Here is a 17,510-nt window from a genome sequence, read left to right as displayed (position 1 = left end):
GTGGGGGGCACCCGGCCCCGGAGCGCTCATCCGGGCCGGGGTTCCCGGCGCGCGTCCTCACCCGGCGGGCCGTCAGGCCGAGGCTCCTCGGCCGGGAGGGGCTGCCCGCCCGGGATTCGCGCGCCGGGGATGCTCAGCCGGGGATCAGACCGTCGTCGCTGAGCATGTCCCGCACTTCCTCCAGGGTGGCCTCCGCGGCGGGCAGGATCAGCTCGGACGGTTCCAGCGAGTCGTCCGGGAGGGGTTCGCCCAGCTCCCGGACCCTGGCGAGGAGCGCGGCCAGGGTGCGGCGGAAGCCCGGCCCGTCGCCCTTCTCCACTTCCGCCAGGAGTTCGTCGTCCAGCCTGTTCAGTTCGGTGAAGTGGCCGTCGGCCAGCCTCACCTGTCCCTCCCCCATGATCCGTACGATCATGTCGCCCTCCTCGGCGCCTGGGCCCCGGTTCCCGGTGAGGTGGCCGCGGCCGGTGCCACGGTGCTCACTGCTTGTCGAAGCGGGGGGTGTCCTTCGGCTGCTGCTGGGACTGCGCCTGGCCCTGGGCGCCCTCGATCGCCTGGCGGTCCGCGGACGAGCCTCCGGCCAGCTCGGCCTTCATGCGCTGCAGTTCCAGCTCTACATCCGTACCACCGGAGATGCGGTCCAGCTCGGCGGCGATGTCGTCCTTGGCCGTGCCGGTGGGGTCGTCCAGCGCCCCGGAGGCGAGCAGTTCGTCGATCGCGCCGGCGCGGGCCTGGAGCTGCTGCGTCTTGTCCTCGGCGCGCTGGATGGCCAGGCCCACATCGCCCATCTCCTCGGAGATGCCGGAGAACGCCTCGCCGATGCGGGTCTGCGCCTGGGCGGCGGTGTAGGTGGCCTTGATCGTCTCCTTCTTGGTGCGGAAGGCGTCGACCTTGGCCTGCAGCCGCTGGGCCGCGAGAGTGAGCTTCTCCTCCTCGCCCTGGAGGGTGGAGTGCTGCGTCTCCAGGTCCGTCACCTGCTGCTGGAGCGCAGCGCGGCGGGAGAGGGCCTCGCGGGCCAGGTCCTCGCGGCCCAGCGCGAGCGCCTTGCGGCCCTGGTCCTCCAGCTTGCCGGACTGCTGCTGCAACTGGTTGAGCTGGAGTTCCAGCCGCTTGCGGCTGGTCGCCACGTCGGCGACGCCGCGGCGGACCTTCTGCAGCAGCTCGAGCTGCTTCTGGTACGAGTAATCGAGGGTCTCGCGCGGGTCCTCGGCCCGGTCAAGGGCCTTGTTCGCCTTCGCGCGGAAGATCATCCCCATACGCTTCATGACACCGCTCATGGGCTTCGCGCGCCCCCTTCTGACGGACTCCAGCTCACAGCTCTGCGACAGAACCCACAGTACGGGCCCTGCATCCATTACCGCACTGTTCGGGAACGGATGCGGTCATCCCCAAGGACGACTGCGCGCGTTTCCGATCCGGCGCAGGGAGTAGGTGATCCCCGAGACGCCTTCCGCCGGGCGTGCGCACCGCCCTCCCCCTGTCCCTGTGAGACGACCGGCGTTGCCGGATCGTTCCCCACCGGGCTGGGGTCCATGCGGGTCGAGCCCGTACCCTTGGGATTTGTGTTCCGTAGCCGTGCCAAGGAAGAGAAGGCGCCGGTGGCCGAAAAGACGCCGGTGAGCATCTCCAAGCAGCCCCGTGACCCGCAGGCGCCCAAGGGCCGCCCCACGCCGAAGAGGAGTGAGGCCCAGAGCCAGCGCCGCAGCGTCGCCCACACGCCGACCAACCGCAAGGAGGCCGCCAAGCGGCAGCGGGAGGAGCGCCGCGTCCAGATGGAGCGGCAGCGCCAGGCGCTGGCCAGCGGCGACGAGCGCTACCTCCCGGCCCGGGACAAGGGCCCGGTGCGCAAGTTCGCGCGTGACTTCATCGACTCGCGGTTCAACATCGCCGAGTGGTTCCTGCCGATGGCCGTGGTCATCCTGGTGCTGAGCATGGTGCGGGTCGGCTATCTCCAGAACATCGCGCTGCTGCTGTGGCTCGTCGTGATCGTGCTGATCGTGCTCGACTCGATCGCGAGCGGCCTGCGGCTGAAGAAGCGGCTGGCGGAGCGCTTCCCGGACGAGAGCCGCAAGGGCGCCGTCGCCTACGGGCTGATGCGCTCGCTCCAGATGCGCCGCCTGCGCCTGCCGAAGCCGCAGGTCAAGCGTGGGGAACGGCCCTGAGTACGACCGCTTTCTCCGGGGGTGCGGCAGACGCCTGGCTGGCGAAGCTGGGCGGACTGCGTGATGTCGTACGGCAGGAACTGGTGGCCCGGCAGCTCGACGAGCAGATAGCCGGGCGGTTCCCCGTCGGGCAGCGGCTGCGGGTGCTCGACGTCGGGATGGGGCAGGGCACGCAGGCACTGCGGCTGGCCCGGGCCGGGCACCAGGTCACCGGCCTGGAGCGCGACCAGAAGATGATCTCCGTGGCCCGCCGGTCGCTGGCCGCCGAGCCCGAGGGCATCCGGGCGCGGATGCGGATCGTCGAGGGCGACGGGCAGGACACCGGCGTGCACTTCCTGCCGGGCAGCTTCGACGTCGTGCTGTGCCACGGCGTGCTGATGTACGTCGAGGAGCCCGACCCGCTGCTGGCCGGGCTGGCCCGGATGCTCGCACCGGGCGGCCTGCTGTCGCTGCTGGTGCGCAACGCCGACGCGCTGGCGATGCGGCCGGGGCTGTCCGGCGACTGGGCGGCGGCGCTGGCCGCCTTCGACACGACGGTGTACCGCAACCGGCTGGGCCTGGACGTACGGGCGGACCGGCTCGCCGACCTGACCGCGACCCTCGCCGGGATCGGGGCGCCGCTGCACGCCTGGTACGGGGTGCGGGTCTTCACGGACACGGCGGTGGACGGTGCCGAACCGCCGGCGGACGTGGCGGCGCTGCTGGACACCGAGGAGCGGGCCGGGCGGACCGACCCGTACCGCGGGGTGGCGGCGCTGCTGCATCTGTGCGGGGTGCGCGGATAGGACCCGCGGACGGCCTCACGATCGGCCCGCGGGGACGGCCGGCCCCCGGCCGCCCCGCGGGCCGTCTTCGTCCGCCCTGGAGCGCGGCCTTCGTGTCGCCCTGCCGGCCGCCTTCCCGCCCCCTCGCCCTGTCGGCCGGCCTTCCTGACCCCCTGCCGACCGCCGGCCCCCGTACCCCCGCCCTGCCGGCCGCGTTCCCGTCGCCCGCCCGCCGGCCGGCCCTCGTACCGCCCTGCCGGCCGGCCTTCCTGACGCCCTGCCGGCCGCCGGCCCTCGGTCGCTGCGGGCCGCCTTGCGAGGGGCCGCGGGCCGTCTCCGCGTGGCCCGGCCGCAGGCGGCCGGGGCGCGCCCTCGCCGGTGGGGACGGGGCGCCCGTACGGCGGAGTCCCGGGGGCCTGGCGGCCGGGGCGGCGACAGACTCGGCTCATGGACGTCTCCCGTGCCTGTGCCCGTGTCCGTGCCTTCGGCCGCGCCCGGGCCCGTACCCGTTCCCGCTCCCGTTCTCGCTCTCGTCCTCGTGCGGGGCTCCGTGCGGGTGTCCGGTCCCGTCGCCTGACCGGGCCGCTCGCCGCGCTGGTGTGCTGCGCCGCCGTGCTGTCCGGGTGCAGCGGATCCACCGCGCCGCCCGAGGAGGAGGCGGCGGCCTCCGGCACCCGGGCGCCGTCGGGCGGGCGGCAGGTGGCCGCCCCGGCGACCGCGGACGACCTGCAGAGCGACTACCAGCGGGTGATCAAGGAGGTCCTGCCGTCGGTCGTCCAGATCCAGGCGAGCCGCGACCTCGGCTCGGGGGTCGTCTACGACGACAAGGGGCACATCGTCACCAACGCGCACGTCGTGGGGAACGAGAAGCGGTTCCACGTCACCACGGCGGGCAGCGAGGAGACGCTCACGGCGACGCTCGTCTCGGCCTACCCGGAGCAGGACCTCGCGGTCGTCAAGCTGGACAAGGTGCCGCACGGGCTGAAGGCGGCCGCCTTCGGCGACTCGGACAAGGTCGCCGTCGGACAGATCGTGCTCGCCATGGGCTCCCCGCTGGGGCTGTCGTCGAGCGTCACCCAGGGGATCGTGTCGGCGACCGGGCGGACCGTCAGCGAGGGACAGAGCGGCGGTGGCACCGGGGCGACCATCGCCGACATGGTGCAGACCTCCGCGGCGATCAACCCCGGCAACAGCGGGGGCGCGCTGGTGAACCTCGACGGGCGGGTCATCGGGATCCCGACGCTGGCCGCCACCGACCCGCAGCTCGGGGGCAGCGCGGCGCCCGGCATCGGCTTCGCGATCCCGGCGTCCCTGGTGAAGACGATCGCCGGTCAGATCGTGAAGTACGGCAGGGTCGTCGACTCGGGACGGGCCGCGCTCGGCATCACCGGACGCACCGTCGTCGACGCCTCCTACCAGCCCGCCGGGGTGGCGGTCGTCGACGTGAAGGCCGGCGGCGCGGCGGACCGGGCGGGTATCCGGCCCGGGGACATCGTCCTGCGGGTGGCAGTGGCAGCACCGCGGGAGCGGCAGTGGCAGCACCGCGGGAGCGGCAGTGGCAGCACCGCGGGAGCGGCAGTGGCAGCACCGCGGGAGCGGCAGTGGGCGAGGGCGGCCGGTGACCGCTCCCCCGCCGCGCCGGAACCGGAGGGGCCGGGCGCGGCGGACCGGGCCGACCGCGGCGCCCGGCCCCCGGCCCCGCCGGCCGGGCGGCCTCAACCGCGGAGCCCGGCGCCGCCGGCAGGCCGCAATCGCGTCGAAACCGGAAAGGCGGCCCCGCGGACCGCGCGAAACCGAAGAGCGCCGGTCCCGCGGGCCGTCCGGACGGGAAGCCCGGGCCCCGCGGGCCGTCGGCGGAGCCGGCGGTCCGGCCCCCGCCGGCCGCACCGGAACCGGAAAGCCCGGCCCCGCCGGCCGTGCCGGAACCGGTGGTCCGGTGCCGGATCCGGCGGCGCCGGGCCGTGGGCCGGGCGCGCTACGCCTGGGCCTGGTCGGCGTGCAGGCTCATCGGGCCGTAGATCTCCGAGGCGTCCTCGAACAGCCGCACCTGGTCCGCGCCGCCGTCGGCCAGGGCCTTCCAGTTCTCACCGATCCAGGACTCGGCGTCGCCCTGCGTGGTGAACTCCTCCGGCTGCACCGCGGGCTGGACCTCCGCCCCGTCGGCCGTCTCGAACCGCCACGTCCATGCCGCCATGTACGCCTCCCTGATGTGAGCACACTCCGCACACATTGCACCTACTTGCACACACTGCCCAGCCGGAGCCGCCCCACGCCGATCATGGCCCGGCTCCTGCCCGCAGCCTAGGCCCTGTCGTCATCTTCCCGCCGTCCGCCCGCGGGGCGGGCCTCGCGGCGTCAGGTGCGTGCTCCCGGCGCGCCGGGCCCTGACCCTCGTCCTGGACCTGGGTCCGGGCCCGGTGCGGCGTGAGGGCGTGCATGGCGTCGCGGGGCGGACGGAAATGTGACGACAGGGCCTAGCCGGATGCGCGAGACCTGCGGCGACACTGGAAAATCGGGTCCGTGGACGTGACTTTGCTCGGTACCGGTGCCCCCGAGGGGCTTCCCCGCCCCCACTGCCCCTGCGCGGCCTGCGCGACGGCCCTCGGCGCGCAGGCCCGCGCGGCGACGGCGCTGCTCGTGGACGGGTCGCTGCTGCTGGACCTGACGCCCGGGGTGGCGTTCGCCGCCGCCCGTGCCGGGCAGTCGCTGGGGCAGGTGGCGCAGGTGCTGATGTCCCATCCGCACGACGGACCCGCCGTGGAGGTGCCCGCAGGGCTGCCGCAGCCCGGCCGGGTGCCCGACGGGCGTGAACTGGCCCTGCTGACCGGGCACCGGGTGCGGGCGGTGGCGCTGGATTCGCCGGGCACGGGGTACGCGGTGACCGGGCCGGACGGCAAGCGGCTGCTGTACCTGCCGCCGGGCGGCGCACCGGCCGGTCTGGAAGAGGGGTCGGTCCAGACGTACGACATGGTCCTCCTGGACGTGGTGGGGCGGCCGGACGCGCTGGCGAAGCTGCGGGCGGCCGGAGCGGTGGGCCGGGCGACGGACGTCGTCGCCGTCCACCTCGACCACGACGTACCGCCCGGTGCGGAGCTGTCCCGGCGGCTGGCGGCGGCCGGGGCGCGGGCCGTGCCGGACGGCACCACGCTGGCCATCGGGGCGTACGAGAACATGGCGGCCGTGCCCGACGTGCCCCGGCGCACGCTGGTGCTGGGCGGCGCGCGGTCGGGCAAGTCGGTGGAGGCCGAGCGGCGGCTGGGGTCCTTCCCCGAGGTGCTGTACGTGGCCACCGGCGGCACCCGGGGCGGCGACAGCGAGTGGACGGCGCGGGTCGCCGCGCACCGGGAGCGGCGGCCGGGCTCGTGGCGCACGGCCGAGACCTGCGACCTGGTGCCGCTGCTCGCACAGGACGGGCCGCCCCTGCTGATCGACTGCCTGTCCCTGTGGCTGACGGACGCGATGGACGCGGTCGGCGCCTGGGACGACGACGAGTGGGCGGCCGGCGGTGAACGGTCCCTGCGGGAGCGTACGGCCGCGTTGACGTCGGCCGTGCGCGCCGCCCGCCGGACCGTGGTCGCCGTCTCCAACGAGGTCGGCTCGGGCATCGTCCCGGCCACCGCCTCGGGCCGCCGCTACCGCGACGAACTGGGCCGCCTGAACGCGGCCTTCGCCGCCGAGTGCGAACAGGTCCTGCTGGTGGTGGCGGGCCAGGCGCTGCCGCTGCGCGGGTGAGGCCGCCGGTGCCGCCCGCGGGTCAGACCGGCCGGGCCGTGTCGCGGCGGGCGACGACCCGGTAGGTGTTCGACAGGCCCGGGGTACGGCGCAGCAGCGGGGCGAGGACGAGGTCGACCAGCGCGGCCACGTCGACGAGCGGGCCGGTCGCGGCGGCGAGGACCGCGCGCAGGGCCCGCCGGGGCGCGGCCGGCGGGGTCCGGCGCCAGGGCGCGTCGGGGGCGGGCAGGGCGCGGGCGAGGACCAGCGCGAGGGCCGCCGAGAGGTCGTTCGGTGTGTGCGGGGTCCGCCGGTCGGTGACGAGGACCGTGCAGCCCGCGGACTCCAGCTCGGCGCGGAGGTTGCGCAGGGGCGGCAGGTGCAGGTGGCGCGGTTGGCCGTGCGGCAGCCACCACTTGCCGAGGAGCCGGGCGAACACGCTGCCCGGGTCGGGCAGTTCGATCAGGAGGTGGCCGCCGGGGCGCAGCGCGGTGAGCGCGCCGCGCAGTTCCGCGCGGGGGTCGGGGGCGTGGGCGAGGTGGTGGAACATGCTGACCACGTCGTAGCGCCCGCGCAGGCGTTCGGCGATCCGCGGGTCGCCGAGGTGTCCGACGTGGGCCTCCTCGATCCGTCCGGCCGCGCGGGCTGCCTGGACGCGGGGCGTCGGGTCGAGTCCGTCGAAGGAGGTGTACGGGAACACCTCCCGGGCCGCGGCGGGGAAGTGGGCGTGGCCCGTGCCGACGTCGAGCCAGCTCTCCGGCTCGCCCACGTCGCGCATCAGCCGGGCGTCCCAGCGGTGCCTGCGGTGGCTGCGGCGGGCGGCGAGCACCGGGTCGGGCAGCCCGCCCGGGTCGCTCTCGTCGAAGTCCCGGTGGTAGAAGGCCAGTCCCGCCGGGGTGAGCCGGGGGTTCTGGAAGGCGTGTCCGCAGTCCCGGCACTGGTCGAGCGTGAACCGGCCCGGCTTGCGCTGGAGCAGGTCGGGCGCGCGCAGCCGGGTGCGCAGCCGGGCCGACCCGCACCAGGGGCAGTCCTCGCGGCGCGGTTCGTGGAACCGGTCGGTGCCCTGGGCCAGTTCGGCGGCGTAGCCGATGCGGCGCGGGTCGTAGACGCGCGGGGCGTACGGCAGGGGCGGCATGGGCGGCTCCCGGTGGGCGAGAGGGCGTACGGCGGGGAGCCGCCGGGCGGGCGGCCGGCTGGTCCGGCCGCCCGCCTCCGACAATTCCCCGTAAAGGTGCAAAGGGAACGTATGGGATCCGTGTCCCGGGCGGGAAGACGCCGTACGGGTGCGCCGCGGAGGCGGAACCGGGGGAGCCGGGCCGCCGGGGGCAGCGGTGCCGCGGCGCGCCGTGGGGGCGGCGGGGGCGGTGGGGCGACATGAGGACGTGACTCCGTCCTGTTCGACCGGGGCCGGTACTGTTCGGCGAATGAGCTCGCTGAATCTCGACGACTTCACCGATCTGATCGAGCGCCCCGACGGCGGAGTGCGCCGTGACGCCGAGGCGCGCAGGGAGCGTCAGATCGTGCCGCCCGGTGCGCTGGGCCGCCTCGACGACCTGGGTGAGTGGCTGGCCGCGGCGCAGGGCTCCGTGCCGGTGCGGCCGGTCGAGCGGCCGCGGGTCGTCCTCTTCGCCGGTGACCACGGGGTCGCCGGACTCGGCGTGTCGGCCCGCCCCGCGGGCGGCGCCGAGCAGCTGGTGCGGGCGGTCCTGGAGGGCGGCCGGCCGGTGTCGGTGCTGGCCCGGCGGCACGGTGTGCCGGTGCGGGTGGTGGACATGGCCCTGGACTGCGCGCCCGAGACGCTGCCCGAGGACGTCGTACGGCACCGGGTGCGGCGCGGCAGCGGACGCATCGACATCGAGGACGCGCTGACCTCCGAGGAGGCCGAGGCCGCCTTCCGGGCCGGGGTCGCGGTGGCCGACGAGGAGGCCGACTCCGGTACGGACCTCGTGGTGCTCGGTGACATCAGCGTGGGCGGCACGACCCCCGCGGCCGTGCTGATCGCGGCGCTGTGCGGGACGGACGCGTCGGTGGTGACCGGCCGGGGCGGCGAGGCGATCGACGACCTGGCGTGGATGCGCAAGTGCGCCGCGATCCGGGACGCGCTGCGCCGGGCGCGTCCGGTGCTCGGGGACCAGCTGGCGCTGCTGGCGGCGGTCGGCGGGGCCGACCTGGCCGCGATGACGGGCTTCCTGCTCCAGTGCGCGGTGCGCAAGCTTCCGGTGATCCTGGACGGGGTCGTCTCGGCGGCGTGCGCGCTGGTGGCGCAGCGGGTGGCGTTCCGGGCTCCGGACTGGTGGCTGGCGGGGCACAGCAGCGGTGAGCCGGGGCAGGCGAAGGCACTGGACCGGATGGCGCTGGAGCCGCTGCTGGAGCACGGGGTGCGCGTCGGGGAGGGCGCGGGCGCGCTGCTGGCGCTTCCGCTGGTCCAGGCCGCGGCGGCCTTGGCGGCCGAGCTGCCCGAGGGCCCGGCGGACGAGCCCGAAAACCCGGCGGACGAGCCCGAGAGCCGAGTGGACGGGACCGAGGACCCGGCGGACCGGACCGGGAGCCCGGCGGACGAGAAGGCGGGGTCCGGGGCTGAGTGACGCCGGGCGCGTGGCCAAGAGCCATGCGGTCCGGGACGGAGTGACGCCGGGCGCGTGACCAAGAGCCATGCGGTCCGGGACGGAGTGACGCCGGGCGCGTGGCCAAGGGCCATGCGGTCCGGGGCTGAGTGACGTCGGGCGCGTGGCCAAGGGCCATGCGGTCCGGGACGGAGTGACGCCAGGTCTACGGCCACCAGCCACGGGGTGCAGGACGGGGTGACGCCGGGCGCGTGGTCAAGAGCCATGCGGTCCGGGACGGAGTGACGCCGGGTCTGCGGCCACCAGCCACGGGGTGCAGGACGGGGTGACGCCGAGGCCGGGGTCACCGGCCACGGAGGCGGGGGGCGGAGTCACGCCGGGCCTGTGGCCAAGGGTCGCCGAGTCCGGGACGGAATGACGCGGAGGGCATGGTCACCGGCCACGAAGGCCGGCACGGAGTTCGCCGGGCCTGTGGCCGAGGGCCGCCGAGTCCGGGACGGAATGACGCCGAGGGCGGGGTCACCGGCCACGAAGGCCACGAAGGCCGGGACGGAAACCGCTGGGCCTGGGGCCAAGGACAGCCGAGTCCGGAACGCAGTGCTGCCGAAGCCGGGGGCACCGGCCACGGAGACGGGGCGTCCGGGGAGTCCGGGGTTTGCCCGGGGCGGTGCGACGCGACGCGCGTCCGTGCCGCCCCCTGTCACGTCTGCGCCCATATGATCAGCTTTCATGGGAGATGCCCGAGTCGCACCTGTTCGCCCTCGCCCCGGTGCAGCGGTCTCGCGGCGGGCCGCCGCGTGGGCCGTCTGGTATCTGCGGGCCGTCGCGTTCGTCAACTTCCTCAGCGCGGTGTGGGTCTCCCTGGGCCAGGACGTACGCCGGCACAACCAGCAGAACCTGTTCACCCCGTACCTGCTCACCGCCGGTTTCGCCTCCGGCGTGTTCGCCGCCTTCCTGGCCGTCACCATGCGGCGGCGCAAGCGGGCCGCCTGGATCCTGAACCTCGGGCTGAGCGGGCCGTTCCTGGTGCTGTTCGGGTTCGCGCTGTCGCTCCCCGAGATCCGCCGCTCCGCGCAGAACTGGATCTCCCTGGTCCTCACCGCCGCCTTCGTGGCCGCCCTGCTGCTCGGGCGGCGCGAGTTCTACGCCAAGGGGGACCGCGCCAACCCCCGGCTGGCCGCCGGCGTCGCCGCGGCCGGGCTGCCGGCCGCCTCACTGCTGGCCACCCTGCTGGTGACGGTGACCAACCAGGCGCCGGACGCGGCCCGTTCGACGTACTTCGAACGCTGGCACTACGGCACGCTCCGGCTGGTCTCGGTCGCCGCGCCGGAGGCCCGTTTCCCGGGCATCGCCACCCCCAACTGGGCGAACGTCGCCATCAACGTCATGTCCACGGCACTCGTGCTCGCCGTCCTGTACGCCGCCTTCCGTTCCCGGCGCGCCGTCGACCCGATCGGCGCGGACGACGAGAAGCGGCTGCGCGAGCTGCTGGACCGGCACGGCGAGCGGGACTCGCTCGGCTACTTCGCGCTGCGCCGCGAGAAGAGCGTCGTCTGGTCGCCGACCGGGAAGGCCGCCGTCGCCTACCGGGTGGTGGGCGGGGTGTCGCTGGCCTCCGGGGACCCGCTGGGCGACCCGGAGGCGTGGCCCGGCGCCATCGGGCCGTGGCTGGACGAGGCGCGGGCGCACGGCTGGATCCCGGCCGTGATGGGCGCGAGCGAGGAGGCCGGCACGGTGTACGCGCGCCACGGGCTCGACGCCCTGGAGCTGGGTGACGAGGCCGTGGTGGAGGTCGCCGAGTTCACCTTGGAGGGCCGGGCCATGCGGACCGTGCGGCAGGCCTGCAACCGGGTGCGGCGGGCCGGGTACACGGTGCGCGTCCGGCGGCACGAGGACATCCCTCCGGGTGAGATGGCGTCCTTGGTGCGCCGGGCGGAGGACTGGCGGGACGGACCCACCGAGCGCGGGTTCAGCATGGCGCTGGGCCGGCTCGGAGACCCGCGGGACGGGCGGTGCGTGATGCTGGAGTGCCACGACGCGCACGGCGAGCTGCGGGCCCTGCTCTCCTTCGTGCCCTGGGGGCCGCACGGCCTCTCCCTCGACCTCATGCGCCGCGACCGGGACGCCGAGAACGGGCTCATGGAGTTCATGGTCATCGAACTGCTCAGCCGCGCCCGGGAGGTCGGGGTCACCCAGGTCTCGCTCAACTTCGCGATGTTCCGGTCGGTCTTCGAGCGCGGCTCGCGGCTCGGCGCCGGGCCGGTGCTGCGGGTGTGGCGCTCGCTGCTCGGCTTCTTCTCCCGCTGGTGGCAGATCGAGTCGCTGTACCGCGCCAACGCCAAGTACCGGCCCGTCTGGGAGCCGCGGTTCCTGCTCTTCGAGAAGAGCGCGGACCTGCCGCGCATCGGCCTCGCGGCGGCGCGCGCGGAGGGTTTCCTGACGGCGGGGCCCACGGCCCCGGGCATGCCGGCCACACGGGCGGCGGCGGGGCAGCCCTGACGCAGACCTGCCGAATCCGGTGTGACGGACACGGCCTGGCGGAAACGGCCTGCCGGCCCCGGTCACTCGGACGTGCGCCGGCCGGGGTCCGCCTCCGGGCCCGGTCCGGACACGGGGCCGGAGGCCGTACCGGTCCCCGGATCCGTCCCCCTCCCCCCAGCGGTACCCGTACACGGATCCGTACCCGTGCCCGGATCCGTACCCGTGCCCGTGCCCCTGTCCGAATCCGTACGGCTGCCCGAGCCCGTACCCGTGCCCGCGCCCCTGCCCGAATCCGTGACCGTGCCCGAATCCGTGACCGTGCCCGAGCCGGCCCCCGGGGCCGCTTGCGCCAGGGCCCTCGGCCGGGTGTCCGGCTTGCCGCCGATCCAGTCCTGGAGGGCGCGGCGGGGCGCGGCCCAGCGGCGGTCGTGGCGGGAGGCGCGCAGGTCGGCGCGGGCCCGTGCGCGCGGGCGGTGGCGGTAGAAGCGCCTGGCCCAGTACGAGCCCGGCCGGGCGAGACGGACGGCGGCGACCAGGGCCAGGAAGGGCACGATCGCGCCGAAGACGGCCAGCCGCAGCTTGCCCTTGCTGAGGGCCACCAGGGAGAAGAGGAAGTTGACGGCCACGCCGGCGATGACCGAGCCGCGGTCCTGGAGTTCGCCGGGGGTCACGTCGTTGACGCCGAACGGGGAGAAGCCGGCGAGGACCAGACCGACCAGGGCCGCCGTGAGGACCACGACCTCGACGCTCTTGCGGCCCGCCTCCGTCCAGTAGACGTCGTCCAGGTGCAGGATGAGCGCGAACTCGTCCAGGACGAGGCCCGCGCCCACGCCGAAGACCACCGCGAAGACCGACGTGCCCACGCCGTGCCGGTTGCTGGTGGCGACCGCGCCGAAGCCGCCGACGACGATGAGGACGACGCCCGGGACGACGTGGTGGATGTGCAGCCCGCCGGCCCTGACGTTCCCGAAGGGGCCCTTCCCGGCGCGGATCAGACGGGTGATGACCCGGGTGACCAGGAACGTGACGACGAACGCGCCCAGCGCGAGGAGCAGGGGCAGTTTGCCGGGTTCGACGATGTTGCGGTACAGCCAGTGCCCCATGTATGCAGTCTGCCCCGCGCGCGGGGGTGCCGCTCCTCCACCGGCGGCCACCGCCCCTCCGCCGGAGCACCGCCCGAGCCCAGGGCGAGGCGAGGCGCCCGAGCGCGGGGCGAACCGCCCCGGCCGCAGGGCGGGCCGCCCGTCCGCCGGGGGGCGCGCGGGGGTCCCGTAGGCTGCCTGCGTGTCCGTGTCCTCGCCCTCCTCCCCCGGGTCGCCGCCGTCCTCGTCGGGGACGGTGCTGCACGGGCTCCGGTTCGCCTTCGGCACGCTGACCGTGCTGCCGGTGCGGGTGATCCGCTGGGACCGCCGGGCGGCCCGCGGCGGGATGCTGTGCGCCCCGCTCGCCGGACTCGTGACCGGTGCCGTGGCGGCCGCCGTGGGTCTGCTGCTGCTCTTCCTCGGCGCCGCACCGCTGCTCGCCGCCGTCGCCACCGCCGCCGTGCCCGCCGCGCTGACCCGCGGTCTGCACCTGGACGGGCTCGCGGACACCGCCGACGGGCTCGGCAGCGGCAGACCCGCCGAGGACGCGCTGCGCATCATGAAGCAGTCGGACATCGGCCCCTTCGGCGTCATCACCCTGCTGCTCGTGCTGCTGGCCCAGGTGGCCGCCCTGGCGCAGGCCTACGCCGGCTCGTGGGCCCGGGGCGCCCTGGCGGCCGTCGTCGCGGCGACCGCCGCCCGGCTGGCGCTGACCCTGGCCGCACGTGCCGGGGTGCCCGCCGCGCGCCCGGAGGGCCTGGGGGCGGCCGTCGCCGGAGTGGTGCCGGTGCCCGGCGCGCTCGTCGCGGCGCTCGCCGTCACACTGGCGGCGGGCGCGGCCGGCGCGGCCCTCGGGACGGGCACCGCCCTCCTCTCGGCGGGCGCCGTGCTCGCCTCCCTCGCCGCCGCCGAACTCCTGCTGCGCCACTGCACGCGCCGCTTCGGCGGAGTGACCGGTGACGTCTTCGGCGGCCTCGCCGAGACGGCGGCGACCTGTGCGCTGGTCGTTCTGTCACTGGGCTGAAACGATTCCCGCCGACCCCTTCGACCCCCCGTTCGCCCTCGGTAGGCTGAACGGCCGAACAGACAGTGAGCGGGATCGGGGGACGTCTGTGCCGAAGCTGCGCCGTGCCATGGCCTGGTTGATCGACTTCGCGCTGGTGGTCGCCGCGGCCGCCGCGCTCGCCGTACTCACCTTCCACCGGATCTCCGTCCTCGTCACCGACGTACCGGAACTGGCCACCCGGGGCGGCCTGGACCTGCTCGGTTCGCGCGGTGACGTCATCGGCAGTTCCGAGCACCTCGGGCTGTCGCTGTGGAACAAGGCGGTGCTGTACGTGGAGCAGGCGTTCGGGCTGCTGGTGCTCGCCGCCTTCCTCTACCAGTGGGCCTGCCTCGCCCTCACCGGGCGGACGGTGGGCAAGGCGCTGCTCGGCCTGAAGGTCGCACCGCTCTCCCCGCTGTCCCGGCGGGCCCGTTCGGCCGCGCTCAGGGCCGCCGTCACCACGGCGGCCGACGTCGCCGTCTACGCCGTGGCCTGCGTCCTGCTGATCGAGGGGCACTTCCTGCTGTCGGTGCTGGTGTGGATGCTGGCCGTGCTGCTCTTCCTCGTCAACGCCCTGCCGGTGCTCTTCCCCGCCCGGCGGTCCCTGGCCGACCGGGTGGCGCGGACGGCGGTCACCGGCCTGTGGCTGCGCGCCCCGGGCGCACCAGCCGGCACAGGCGCCCCCGGCGCACCGGTCCCCGGCTTCCCCGCACCGCCCGCCGGACCGGACTTCACCCCGCCGCCCGGACCGGGTTTCCCGTCGCCGCCCGCCGGACCGGGTTACCCCGCGCCGCCGGGCGGCCCCGGCTTCAGCACGCCCGGCGCCACGCCCCCAACTCGTACTTCTTGAGCAGCGAACTCAGCTTCAGGCGGCGGGACTGCGCGCAGAAGCGGCTGGTGGGCAGTTCGTACTCGACGTGGAAGACCGCCTTGCCGGCCGCGACGAACGGCTTCAGGCCGTCGCATTCGCCGTACTGCGCGCACTGTTCGTCGACCGCGAAGTCGAAGTCCCCCACCAGCTGCGGGATCTGGCCCAGGTCGTTCTTCAGGCCGACGGACATGCCGCGCTCGTGGGCCAGGGAGGCGACGAGGCGGTTGTAGCGCAACTGGTCGGCGGCGGTCAGCGGGAAGCCGGTCCGGTTCCGGTAGCCGTCCATGTTGTCGGGCTCCACCGCGTCGAAGCCCTTGTTCCGGCACATGTCCAGGCGGGCGGCCATGAGGGGCTCGAGCACATCGGTGCGGCGGATGTCGAGCCAGCGCTCGCCCTTCCAGCCGTTGCCCTTGCCGAGCACCGCCTCGGGGAACCGGTCCGCGTCGGGCCGGAAGTCCTCCCAGGCGCCGGTGGAGACGTAGCAGATGACCTTGCGGCCCGCGCGGTGCAGCCCGGCGACGGTCTCCTTCGAGTGGTCGAAGCCGTCGATGTCGTAGACGGCCACGTCGACGGAGGTGTCGAGCCGGCCGCTGAGCTGCCACTGCCACGTGGTGCCCGGGCGGGGCTGCCAGCGGCCCGCCGGACTCGCGGCGGCGCCCGGGGAGTCCGTGGCGCGGCCCCTGGGGCCGTCCTCGGCCGAGCCGCCGTCACCGTCCGCCCGCCCTGCGCATCCGGTGAGCAGCAGCAGGAGCAGGGCGGCGAGGAGGACCGGGCCTCCTGCCGGACGGGCCGGGGGGCGGGCGGGGCGGTGGCCGGCGGGGCGAGCGGGGTGATCTGTGGGGGTGTGCACCCGACGATCATCTCCGATGCCCCGACGTGCCCCGCCGCCAGGGGAGTTGCCGTGCCGTACGGCCCCGGGGCACCGGGGCGCGGGGCCCCGCACGACGGCCCGCCACCCCCGGACGGCGCCCGCGCGACGGATCGCCGCACCGACGCGCGTAGGCTCGTGCCGGGTGTTTGCCTGCCCGGGTGAAGACCGCACCGCAGGAGGAGTCGGGTCCGACAGGGCCTTAAGGTCGGTCGCGGGGCCCGGTCGACCCACCCGCATTCGGCCAACCACCTTTCACAGGGAAGCGAGAAATCACCACCGTGACTGCTCTCACTCTCAGCACCGCCGCGGCGCCCGGCCTGCGCGCCGACGCGATCGTCGTCGGTGTCGCCAAGGGCGCCAAGGGCCCGGTCGTCGCACCGGGTGCCGAAGCCGTCGACGCCGGCTACGACGGCAAGCTCGCCGACGTCCTGGAGACCCTCGGTGCCTCCGGGGCCGAGGGCGAGGTGACGAAGCTGCCCGCGCCGTCCGGTTTCAAGGCCTCGCTCGTGCTGGCGGTGGGCCTGGGCGCGGAGCCCGGGAAGGACGCCGGGTTCGACGCCGAGGCGCTGCGCCGGGCCGCCGGTGTGGCCGCCCGCGCCCTCAACGGCGCGAAGAAGGCCGCGTTCGCGCTGCCGCTCGCGGACGCCGCGGACGCCGGTGCCGTCGGTGAGGGCGCGCTGCTCGGCGCGTACTCCTTCGACGCGTACAAGGAGAACGGCAAGGACGCCAAGGGCCGGGGCGGCAAGGCGCCGCTGGCCGACGTCGTGCTGCTCGGCGGCAAGCCCCGCGACAAGGCGTACAAGGCGGCGGTCGAGCGCGCCGCCGCGGTGTCCGAGGAGCTGAACCGCGCCCGCGACCTCATCAACACCCCGCCGAACGACCTCACCCCGGCCGCCTTCGCGGCCCTGGCGCAGGACGCGGCCAAGGCGCACGGCCTGAAGATCCAGGTGCTGGACGAGAAGGCGCTCGCCAAGGGCGGTTACGGCGGCATCCTCGGCGTCGGCGCCGGCTCGGCGGCGCCGCCGCGTCTGGTCAAGCTGTCGTACACCAGCCCGAAGGCGAAGAAGCACCTGGCGCTGGTCGGCAAGGGCATCACCTACGACTCGGGCGGCATCTCGCTCAAGCCGGCCGGTCACAACGAGACGATGAAGTGCGACATGAGCGGTGCGGCCGCCGTGTTCGCCGCCGTCGTCGCCGCCGCCCGCCTCGGCCTGGAGGTCAACGTCACCGGCTGGCTCGCGCTCGCCGAGAACATGCCCTCCGGTTCCGCCACCCGTCCCGGTGACGTGCTGCGCATGTTCAGCGGCAAGACGGTGGAGGTGCTCAACACGGACGCCGAGGGCCGGCTGGTGCTCGCGGACGCGCTGTGGGCGGCCTCGCAGGAGAAGCCGGACGCGATCGTGGACGTCGCGACCCTGACCGGCGCGATGGTGCTGGCGCTCGGCGCCCGCACCTTCGGGATCATGGCGAACGACGACGCGTTCCGCTCCGCGATCCACGAGGCCGCGGAGGAGGTCGGCGAGGCGGCGTGGCCGATGCCGCTGCCCGAGCACCTGCGCAAGGGCATGGACTCCCCCACCGCGGACATCGCCAACATGGGCGAGCGGATGGGCGGCGGCCTGGTGGCCGGTCTGTTCCTGCGCGAGTTCATCGGTGACGGCATCACCTGGGCCCACCTGGACATCGCGGGTCCGGCCTTCAACGAGCAGGGTCCCTTCGGTTACACGCCCAAGGGCGGTACGGGCAGCGCGGTGCGCACGCTCGTGCGGCTCGCCGAGCTGACGGCGGCCGGCGACCTGGGCTGAGGCCCTTCCTCTCACCGGGGCGGCCCCGGGTGCGCGACGCACCCGGGGCCGCCCCGCGCCCGGCGGACTCCCCCGCGTCCGCCCGGCCGGCCCCCGGACCCCGGACACGCGGACGGCCGGGCGCGGCGGCCACGGCGGTCCGTCGTCGTGGTCCGGG

At 75.2% G+C, this 17,510-nt stretch carries 13 protein-coding genes and 2 pseudogenes; 9 read left to right on the top strand and 6 right to left on the bottom strand.

The features are described 5' to 3' along the window. Positions 1-133: 133 nt before the first annotated feature. Together pspAA and IG64_RS14720 are read right to left on the bottom strand one after the other, a co-directional pair. Positions 134-412, bottom strand: coding sequence for a PspA-associated protein PspAA (pspAA, locus tag IG64_RS14725; protein WP_037855870.1), 279 nt, complete (start codon positions 410-412; stop codon positions 134-136). 64 nt (positions 413-476) lie between these two features. Further along, a complete protein-coding gene (locus tag IG64_RS14720; protein ID WP_078884006.1) occupies positions 477-1,274 on the bottom strand; it encodes a PspA/IM30 family protein in 798 nt (265 codons plus the stop codon). Positions 1,275-1,529: 255 nt separating this feature from the next. On the opposite strand from IG64_RS14720, the gene IG64_RS14715 reads away from it, so the two are divergent. The 3 genes and pseudogenes from IG64_RS14715 to IG64_RS38795 all read left to right on the top strand — a co-directional run. After that, positions 1,530-2,159 carry a DUF3043 domain-containing protein gene (locus IG64_RS14715; RefSeq protein ID WP_199811592.1) on the top strand — a complete coding sequence of 210 codons (630 nt, stop codon included), beginning with the start codon at positions 1,530-1,532 and terminating at the stop codon, positions 2,157-2,159. Between the two features lie 83 nt (positions 2,160-2,242). Beyond that, the gene (locus IG64_RS14710; RefSeq protein WP_037855864.1) at positions 2,243-2,944 is read left to right on the top strand and encodes a methyltransferase domain-containing protein; all 702 of its coding nucleotides are present in this window, start codon (positions 2,243-2,245) and stop codon (positions 2,942-2,944) included. A 576-nt stretch (positions 2,945-3,520) separates the two neighbouring features. Next, positions 3,521-4,429 (top strand): annotated as a pseudogene (locus IG64_RS38795) (S1C family serine protease); the annotation flags it as partial. Between the two features lie 469 nt (positions 4,430-4,898). Here IG64_RS38795 and IG64_RS42200 read toward each other — a convergent pair. Then, a complete protein-coding gene (locus IG64_RS42200) occupies positions 4,899-5,117 on the bottom strand; it encodes a hypothetical protein (protein ID WP_037855860.1) in 219 nt (72 codons plus the stop codon). 326 nt (positions 5,118-5,443) lie between these two features. Here IG64_RS42200 and IG64_RS14695 point away from each other — a divergent pair, with 326 nt between their 5' ends. After that, on the top strand, positions 5,444-6,655 hold the full coding sequence (locus IG64_RS14695; RefSeq protein WP_037855857.1) for a bifunctional adenosylcobinamide kinase/adenosylcobinamide-phosphate guanylyltransferase: 1,212 nt from the start codon (positions 5,444-5,446) through the stop codon (positions 6,653-6,655). 22 nt (positions 6,656-6,677) lie between these two features. Here IG64_RS14695 and IG64_RS14690 read toward each other — a convergent pair whose 3' ends face one another. Continuing rightward, positions 6,678-7,769 carry a class I SAM-dependent methyltransferase gene (locus tag IG64_RS14690; RefSeq protein WP_199811591.1) on the bottom strand — a complete coding sequence of 364 codons (1,092 nt, stop codon included), beginning with the start codon at positions 7,767-7,769 and terminating at the stop codon, positions 6,678-6,680. A gap of 289 nt (positions 7,770-8,058) precedes the next feature. Here IG64_RS14690 and cobT point away from each other — a divergent pair, with 289 nt between their 5' ends. Both cobT and IG64_RS14680 read left to right on the top strand, forming a co-directional pair. Further along, positions 8,059-9,219 (top strand): nicotinate-nucleotide--dimethylbenzimidazole phosphoribosyltransferase, encoded by a 1,161-nt coding sequence (gene cobT, locus IG64_RS14685; RefSeq protein WP_078884004.1) that lies wholly within the window; start codon positions 8,059-8,061, stop codon positions 9,217-9,219. A 708-nt stretch (positions 9,220-9,927) separates the two neighbouring features. Next, positions 9,928-11,697, top strand: a complete 1,770-nt coding sequence (locus IG64_RS14680) for a phosphatidylglycerol lysyltransferase domain-containing protein (protein ID WP_037855855.1) — start codon at positions 9,928-9,930, stop codon at positions 11,695-11,697. A gap of 341 nt (positions 11,698-12,038) precedes the next feature. Here IG64_RS14680 and IG64_RS14675 read toward each other — a convergent pair. After that, a pseudogene (locus IG64_RS14675) lies at positions 12,039-12,782 on the bottom strand (hypothetical protein); the annotation flags it as partial. Positions 12,783-12,969: 187 nt separating this feature from the next. Between IG64_RS14675 and IG64_RS14670 the strand changes: the two are divergent. Both IG64_RS14670 and IG64_RS14665 read left to right on the top strand, forming a co-directional pair. Then, positions 12,970-13,785, top strand: a complete 816-nt coding sequence (locus tag IG64_RS14670; protein WP_051812928.1) for an adenosylcobinamide-GDP ribazoletransferase — start codon at positions 12,970-12,972, stop codon at positions 13,783-13,785. A gap of 109 nt (positions 13,786-13,894) precedes the next feature. Beyond that, the gene (locus IG64_RS14665; RefSeq protein ID WP_037855948.1) at positions 13,895-14,656 is read left to right on the top strand and encodes an RDD family protein; all 762 of its coding nucleotides are present in this window, start codon (positions 13,895-13,897) and stop codon (positions 14,654-14,656) included. On the opposite strand, the gene IG64_RS14660 is transcribed toward IG64_RS14665, so the two are convergent. Beyond that, on the bottom strand, positions 14,616-15,527 hold the full coding sequence (locus tag IG64_RS14660; RefSeq protein ID WP_078884002.1) for an endo alpha-1,4 polygalactosaminidase: 912 nt from the start codon (positions 15,525-15,527) through the stop codon (positions 14,616-14,618). The two genes, IG64_RS14665 and IG64_RS14660, sit on opposite strands and share 41 nt — an antisense overlap. Before the next feature lie 299 nt (positions 15,528-15,826). On the opposite strand from IG64_RS14660, the gene IG64_RS14655 reads away from it, so the two are divergent. Continuing rightward, entirely contained in the window at positions 15,827-17,353 is a 1,527-nt protein-coding gene (locus IG64_RS14655) for a leucyl aminopeptidase (protein ID WP_037855850.1), read from the top strand. Positions 17,354-17,510: the final 157 nt, after the last annotated feature.

The sequence above is a fragment of the Streptomyces sp. NRRL S-340 genome (assembly GCF_000720185.1).
In the GTDB taxonomy this organism is placed as follows: domain Bacteria; phylum Actinomycetota; class Actinomycetes; order Streptomycetales; family Streptomycetaceae; genus Streptomyces.
The sequence above is the reverse complement of the archived record's forward strand: the minus strand, read 5'-3'. Positions and strand labels throughout refer to the sequence as shown.

Coding starts and splice junctions, on each gene's coding strand:
- IG64_RS14720 (WP_078884006.1), bottom strand. CDS start 1,274: ATGAGCGGTGTCATGAAGCGTATGGGGATGATCTTCCGCGCGAAGGCG.
- IG64_RS14690 (WP_199811591.1), bottom strand. CDS start 7,769: ATGCCGCCCCTGCCGTACGCCCCGCGCGTCTACGACCCGCGCCGCATC.
- IG64_RS14665 (WP_037855948.1), top strand. CDS start 13,895: ATGGCCTGGTTGATCGACTTCGCGCTGGTGGTCGCCGCGGCCGCCGCG.
- IG64_RS14680 (WP_037855855.1), top strand. CDS start 9,928: ATGGGAGATGCCCGAGTCGCACCTGTTCGCCCTCGCCCCGGTGCAGCG.
- IG64_RS14715 (WP_199811592.1), top strand. CDS start 1,530: ATGCGGGTCGAGCCCGTACCCTTGGGATTTGTGTTCCGTAGCCGTGCC.
- IG64_RS42200 (WP_037855860.1), bottom strand. CDS start 5,117: ATGGCGGCATGGACGTGGCGGTTCGAGACGGCCGACGGGGCGGAGGTC.
- pspAA (WP_037855870.1), bottom strand. CDS start 412: ATGATCGTACGGATCATGGGGGAGGGACAGGTGAGGCTGGCCGACGGC.
- cobT (WP_078884004.1), top strand. CDS start 8,059: ATGAGCTCGCTGAATCTCGACGACTTCACCGATCTGATCGAGCGCCCC.